The organism is Corallococcus sp. AB049A (assembly GCF_003668885.1).
In the GTDB taxonomy this organism is placed as follows: domain Bacteria; phylum Myxococcota; class Myxococcia; order Myxococcales; family Myxococcaceae; genus Corallococcus; species Corallococcus interemptor.
The window spans coordinates 1-6,204 of the sequence record NZ_RAWL01000477.1 but is presented as its reverse complement, the minus strand read 5'-3'; the positions used below and the strand labels follow the sequence as shown (position 1 = coordinate 6,204).

Sequence of the window (6,204 nt, the reverse complement as noted above, 5' to 3'; positions counted from 1 at the left end):
GGGCTGGGGGCCCCGCGCTATGCCTCCGGACGTCGCACCAACGGAGGGGGTTGGCGTTCATGAAGATCGTGATTCCGGGTGGCACGGGGCAGGTGGGCGCGCTGCTGGCGCGGGCGTTCCTGGCGCGAGGGGACGACGTCGTCCTCCTCAGCCGGGGTGGCCAGGGCGAGGCGCGCACGGTGTCCTGGGACGGACGCACGCTGGGTGATTGGGCGAAGGAGGTGGACGGCGCGGACGCGGTCATCAACCTGGCGGGCCGCAGCGTGAACTGCCGCTACACGGAGGAGAACCTGCGCCAGATGATGGACTCGCGGGTGGACTCCACGCGGGTGGTGGGCCAAGCCATCCAGCGGGCCGCGAAGCCGCCGCGCGTGTGGCTGCAGATGAGCACCGCGACGCTGTACGCGCACCGGCTGGACGCGCCCAACGACGAGGCCACCGGCCTCATCGGCGGTGACGAGCCGGGCGTGCCCGCCTACTGGAAGCGCAGCATCGACATCGCGAAGGCGTGGGAGCGCACGCTGGCGGAGGCGGACACGCCGCACACGCGCAAGGTGGCGCTGCGCAGCGCCATGGTGATGAGCCCGGACCGGGAGGGCATCTTCGACGTGCTCCTGGGCATGACGCGCCGGGGGCTGGGCGGCCCCGCGGGCAGCGGACAGCAGTACGTGTCGTGGATCCACGACCGGGACTTCGTGCGCGCGGTGCAGCTGCTGTTGGAGCGCGACGATTTGGACGGGCCGGTGAACCTGGCCGCGCCCCATCCCCTGCCCCAGCGGGAGCTGATGGCGAAGCTGCGCGAGGCGGCGCACGTGAGCGTGGGGCTGCCGGCGGCGAAGTGGATGCTGGAGGTGGGCGCGTTCTTCATGCGCACGGACACGGAGCTGCTCCTCAAGAGCCGCCGCGTGGTGCCCGGGCGGCTGCTGGACGCGGGCTTCACCTTCGAGTACCCCGACTGGGGGACCGCCGTGCAGGACCTGGTCGAGCGCTGGCGCGCCGGTAGCGGCCCCGTCCGGAGCTGACCGTGTCCACGAAGACGTACCGCGTCCGCTGGGGCCGCATCGCCGCGCTGGGGCTTGTCCTGGGCGCGCTGGGCACGGGCGGCTTCACCGCCGCGAAAGGCCTGCGCGCGGCCCAGGCGCTGGTGCACCCGGCGCGCGTCCCGGTGACGCGGCCCTCGGGCCCGGACGCGCTGCCGGGCCTGGAGGACGTGTCCTTCGAGTCCGCGGGGCACAGGCTTCAAGGGTGGTACGTCCCGTCACGCGACGGGACGGCGGTGGTGCTGGTGCACGGCTTCGCGGACAACCGCACGCGGGTCCTCTTCGAGGCGCGCGTGCTGTCGGAGGCGGGGCACGGCGTGCTGCTCTTCGACCTGCACGGCCAGGGCGAGAGCGAAGGCGACGCGGTGGGCTGGGGTGACAGCGAGCGCGAGGACGTGCGCGCGGCCCTGGCCTTCGTGCGGGCGCGTCCGGACGTCACCCCGGGACGCGTGGGCCTGTTCGGCTTCTCCATGGGCGGCACGACGGCGCTGCTGGTGGCGCAGGAGGACGCGCGCGTGAAGGCGGTGGCGGCGGCGGGCGCCTACCCGGACCTCGCGGTGGACATGGGCTCCCACTACGGCCTGAGCACCTGGGCGGTGCTCTGGGGGCTGCGCCGGGCCGGCATCGACGTGGACGCGGTCAAGCCCGTGGACGGCATGTGCCGCCTGGAGGGCCGGCCGGTGCTGCTCATCAACGGCGGCCGCGACCCGGACGGCCCCCGGAAGCTGGACGGCCGCCTCTACCGCGCGGCCTGCGAGCCCCGCGAGCTGTGGGTGGTGCCCGAAGCGGGCCACGGCGAATACGCCCGGAAGGACCCCGAGGGCTACGCGCGCCACCTGCGCGACTTCTTCGGCCGCGCGCTCTAAAGGCCCCACCGCCTACCGCCTACCCGCGGCGGCCCTTGGCGACGAACTCCGCGCGGCTGTGGATGCCGGTCTTCTCGAACAGCGACTTGATGTGGACCTTCACCGTCTCCACGGAACAGTGGAGCCGGCCGGCGATCTCCTTGTTCGCCAGGCCCTCGTGGAGGAAGTCCGCCACGCGTGACTCCTGCGCGGTGAGCTTCTCCTTCCAGTCCGGGCGCAGCCAGTGGACGCGCTCGTGCATGCGCACCTGCCACAGGGCGCGGCCGCCCCAGCTGATGGAAGAGGGACTGAACGTCACGTCCAGCCGGTCCTCTCCACGCTCCAGCGTGAGGGACTCCAGCCGGGGGTCCGCCGCGACGTCGAAGCGGGACAGGACGCGCACCCGCTCCACCCAGGCGCGGGGCACTCCGTCGCTGAGCTCGTGGGGGGCAAACCACCGCTCCAGCAGCGGGATGGCCGGCCCCGTGTCCACGACCTTGCGCCCCAGTCTGTTGAGCACCAGCACCGGGCTGCCCCCCATGGCGATGGCCTTGAGCAGGTCCCGCTCGAAGCGCAGGGCGTAGAACTCCTGCAGCCGCGCCACCGCCCGGGAGACGTAGGGGATGATCTGCTGGAGGAACCACTGCGCCCGGACGGTGAAGGGCCGGGAGGACTCGCGGTACATCGCGATGCCGCCCTTCAGGTCCGCTTCCGTGAAGAGGAGCGACGCCAGCACGCGCTTGAGCTTGAGCCCCGCGCCCTGGCTGCGCCGGAAGGTCTCCGTCTCCGCCAGCGGCTGCCCCCGCAGCATCTGGAGGTCGCTGAGCACCACGTTGGGTTGCACCACCGTGGCGCGGAAGACGAAGTCCTCCTGCACCCACTCGGCGTAATCCTTGAGGAGGGGGTGGACGGTGTCCGTCTGCCACTGCAACCCCGCCGTCCCATCCGGATTCGCGCAGCCCACCGCCAGGTGGTCCGCTTCGCAGAGGGAGAGGAGCGCCCGGGAGAGGGCCTCGTAGACGTCCTCCAGGCTCCGGGCGTTGCCCAGCGCCTCCTTCAGCTCCGCGATCAACGCCTGCTCACGCGACAGGAACTTCCGTGCCTTGCCCATGGGTACCACCCCCGTTTGCAATACCCATCAAGTATTACGAGGGCGGAAACGGGGCCCATCCCTCCAAAGAGGTATGGCAGGGACCGCCGCCAGCTACCTGCGGCGCCCCTCCGCGATCAACTGCGTGCGGCTGGAGGTCCCGGTCTTCCGGTAGATGTCCCGCACCTGCCCCTTTACCGTCAGCAACGACGTGCCCCGCTTGAGCGCGATGTCCTGGTCCGACAGGCCCTCGTAGATTCCTTCCGCCACCTCGCGCTCCGCGGGCGTCAGCTTCCAGTCCTCGCGCACCCAATGCGGGCGCTCGACGATGCGCACCTGCCACAGGGGATTGCCCGCCCAGAGGATGGTGGAGAGGGAGAACGTCACCTGCAATTGCTCTCCGTTCTCGTCCCGCACGTCCTCCAGCAGCGCGGGAGGAATCATCCCCGGTAGGCGCGCCAGCTTCGCGACCCGGTCCACCCACGCCTTCGGAATCCCCTGCGGCGTCCTGTCCGAGCGCGCGAACCACTTCTCCAACAGCCGCGTGGCCGCGTTCGTGCGGACCATCTCCCGGCCCCAGGACGTCAGCACCAGCAGGGCCCCGGACTCGACGGCGCCGGCCTTGAGCAGGTCCAGCTCCAATCCCTGCGCATGGATCCTCTGGACGTGACTGACCGCGCGGTGGATGGCGGGCACCAGCCATTGCAGCAATCGCTGGCTGCGCTCCGGAAAGGGCCGGTCGCGCTCGCTGTACACCGCGAGCCCGCCCTTGAGCCCCTGCTGCTCTTCAATCAGCAGGGCCGCCATCACCTGCTTCAGGTCCAGCCCCGCCTCCACGCTGCGCTGACGGGTCTCCTGGGCGTCCAGCGTCTGTCCCCGCAGCATCTCGGGCGTGGTCAGCACGCGGTTGGGCTGGGCCAGCGTGGCCTTGAACACGAAGTCGTTCGTCACCCATTCGGAGTAGCGCTGGAGCAGCGGCATCGTCGTGCGGCTCGTCCACTGGAGCCCCACGGAGCCATCCAGGTTGGCGCACCCCAGCGCGAAGTGGTCCGCCCCGCACAGCTGGAGCACGCGCGGCTCCAGCACGTCGTGGATGTCCTGGTAGCTGCCAACGCCAATCAGGTTCGTCAGCAGCTCATGCTGGATGGACTCCTCCCGAGACGTGAACCGTAAGGCCCTACCCATGCGGAATGCCTCCCCCGGCAATGCCATACGTCCCGAGCATGGCACGGAGGACACCCGGGGTTGGAGGCCCCTCCCCCACCCGGCCGCCTTTCCGCCCCACGACGGGGCAATGACGACGGGCTGGACGGCTCCCCCCCTGGCAGGTCAGCCTGGACATCCTTGGAGGATGCACCCCACATGGCCGCCCCGCTGCCCCCTGAATCCCAGTTCCACATCGAGGTCATCAAGCTCCTGCTCCAGGTGGCCACCAGCGACGACCGGGTCACCCGCGAGGAGATTGACTCCATCATCGACACCGCGCGCGGCTTCAGCGTGCCCCTGACGGAGCTCAGCGTCCTCACCCGCTGCCTGCACGAGGGCCACCCGCTCCCGCCGCCGGACCTGAGCGTCCTGCGCGAGGACCCCAAGGCCGTGCTCGAAGCGGTCCACGCCCTCGTCATCGGCGACGGCCACCTGGACGAGTCGGAGATCGCCATGATCCGGCAGATCCGCGAGCTGCTGGGCGTGGCCCCCTGAAGCGGCCTACGCGGGCATCTGCAGCGGATGCGCGTCCTTGTGCTCGGGCGCGCCCGCCAGCCTCCGGGTGAGCCGGCGGCGCACGACGTCCACGTGCTCGCGGAAGAAGTACAGGTTCTCCGCGTAGGCGATGGGCACCGCGATGCGGTTCACCTCGCGCTCGGCCTCCTCCAGCCGCTTGAGCATGTCCTGGAGCATCTCCTGGTCCGGGTCCTCCTCCAGCTGGATTTCAATCTCCTTCAGCCGCGCGTACCACCGGTGGATGCGCGAGCGCACGCGCCACAGGAACACCGCCGGCACCGCGCGCCCCAGCGGCACCACCACCGCGATGATGGGCACCAGCATCACCCACAGCCGGTCCACCAGGTTCGCCGCCCAGAACGGCAGGTAGCGCTGCAACAGCGGCACGCCCGTCGCGTAGTAGCGCTTCGCCTCGCTGCTCAGCGGGAAGCCCGCCGCGAGCGGCGCGGGGAACTCGCCCGTCTTGTCCAGGATGCCCGCCGTGCCGTGGACCTCACTGGCCGCGCGCATCAACAGGTACGCGAGCGCCGGGTGCAGCGAGTCCTTCGCCAACAGGAGCGCGTTGGGCGCCAGCAGCACCACGTCCTGGTCCGGCACGTCCTTCGCGAAGTCGAACACGCCCTGGGGCAGCACGTGGCGCGACAGGTACGGGTAGCGGCGCGTGTACGCCTCCGCGCGGTTGAAGCTGAGCAGGCGCACGTCCTTCACCGCCGCCAGCTTCTGGATGCGCGGCGACTCCGCCGGTGACACCAGGAACACCGCGTCCACCTTGCCCTGCGTCAGCGCGTCGATGGCCGCGTCCCGCTCCAGCGGCAGCAGCTCCGTGGGCGCCGTGTCCACCTTGTTCGCCTGCAGCAGCGTCATGGCCAGCGCGCGCGTGCCGCTCTCTTCCGGCCCCACCGCGATGCGCTTGCCAGCGAGGCCGCGCACGTCGCCGATGGGCTCGCCCCGGTAGAAGACCCACAGCGGCACGTAGGAGAGGCTCCCCAGGGACGCCACGTGCTCGGGCACCTCCTGCCCCTTGCCGCCGGTGGTGCCGCTCTGCGCGAAGGCGATGTCCACCCCGCTGTCCTCCGCGCTCAGGAGCGCCACGCTGCCCACGGAGCCCTTCGTGTTGCGCAGCTCCAGCGTCACCCCATGCTGCGCGAGGAACTTCTGGTAGCGCTTCGCCATGTAGTTGAAGCCGCCCTCCTCCGGCGCCAGCGCCATCACCAGCGTCTTGGGCGGCGCGGGCTTGACGAAATAGAACGTCACCGCGAACGCGATCGCGATGACGAGCGTCGCGGGGGCGACGGCGATCCACAGGTCGCGCCGCAACGTGCGCTTGAGCTGCGCCTTCAACGTGTCCGTCTTCATGAGGATGCGCAGTATACCGACCGCGCCGTGCGGGGCCCCGCCGTACACCGCGTCACGCCAGGCAGGCGAGCACGCCGGGACCCGGGGGCACTTGGCGCGACCACTTGCGCGACACACCCTCCCTCCCAGGCCTTTTTGAAGGGGTGTGGCA

General features: G+C 70.9%; 6 protein-coding genes. 3 read left to right on the top strand and 3 right to left on the bottom strand.

Features of this window, described 5'->3' with window-relative positions; translation table 11 throughout:
- Positions 1-59: 59 nt before the first annotated feature.
- Together D7X55_RS33970 and D7X55_RS33965 are read left to right on the top strand one after the other, a co-directional pair.
- Positions 60-1,022 (top strand): TIGR01777 family oxidoreductase, encoded by a 963-nt coding sequence (locus D7X55_RS33970; protein WP_121725225.1) that lies wholly within the window; start codon positions 60-62, stop codon positions 1,020-1,022.
- A 2-nt stretch (positions 1,023-1,024) separates the two neighbouring features.
- Positions 1,025-1,906 (top strand): alpha/beta hydrolase, encoded by an 882-nt coding sequence (locus D7X55_RS33965; RefSeq protein WP_120553065.1) that lies wholly within the window; start codon positions 1,025-1,027, stop codon positions 1,904-1,906.
- A gap of 19 nt (positions 1,907-1,925) precedes the next feature.
- Here the strand turns inward: D7X55_RS33965 and D7X55_RS33960 are convergent, their stop codons facing one another.
- Together D7X55_RS33960 and D7X55_RS33955 are read right to left on the bottom strand one after the other, a co-directional pair.
- Positions 1,926-2,996, bottom strand: a complete 1,071-nt coding sequence (locus tag D7X55_RS33960) for a helix-turn-helix transcriptional regulator (RefSeq protein ID WP_121725224.1) — start codon at positions 2,994-2,996, stop codon at positions 1,926-1,928.
- Between the two features lie 93 nt (positions 2,997-3,089).
- A complete protein-coding gene (locus D7X55_RS33955; protein ID WP_158626468.1) occupies positions 3,090-4,160 on the bottom strand; it encodes a LuxR C-terminal-related transcriptional regulator in 1,071 nt (356 codons plus the stop codon).
- Positions 4,161-4,337: 177 nt separating this feature from the next.
- Between D7X55_RS33955 and D7X55_RS33950 the strand changes: the two genes are divergently transcribed.
- Positions 4,338-4,676, top strand: a complete 339-nt coding sequence (locus tag D7X55_RS33950; RefSeq protein WP_120553062.1) for a TerB family tellurite resistance protein — start codon at positions 4,338-4,340, stop codon at positions 4,674-4,676.
- A gap of 6 nt (positions 4,677-4,682) precedes the next feature.
- Here the strand turns inward: D7X55_RS33950 and D7X55_RS33945 are convergent, their stop codons facing one another.
- On the bottom strand, positions 4,683-6,053 hold the full coding sequence (locus D7X55_RS33945) for a TAXI family TRAP transporter solute-binding subunit (protein WP_120553061.1): 1,371 nt from the start codon (positions 6,051-6,053) through the stop codon (positions 4,683-4,685).
- Positions 6,054-6,204 lie beyond the last annotated feature (151 nt).

Bases quoted from the DNA above. Each gene is read 5' to 3' on its own strand.
- D7X55_RS33970 (WP_121725225.1), top strand. From the start codon at position 60: ATGAAGATCGTGATTCCGGGTGGCACGGGGCAGGTGGGCGCGCTGCTG.
- D7X55_RS33960 (WP_121725224.1), bottom strand. From the start codon at position 2,996: ATGGGCAAGGCACGGAAGTTCCTGTCGCGTGAGCAGGCGTTGATCGCG.
- D7X55_RS33955 (WP_158626468.1), bottom strand. From the start codon at position 4,160: ATGGGTAGGGCCTTACGGTTCACGTCTCGGGAGGAGTCCATCCAGCAT.
- D7X55_RS33950 (WP_120553062.1), top strand. From the start codon at position 4,338: ATGGCCGCCCCGCTGCCCCCTGAATCCCAGTTCCACATCGAGGTCATC.
- D7X55_RS33945 (WP_120553061.1), bottom strand. From the start codon at position 6,053: ATGAAGACGGACACGTTGAAGGCGCAGCTCAAGCGCACGTTGCGGCGC.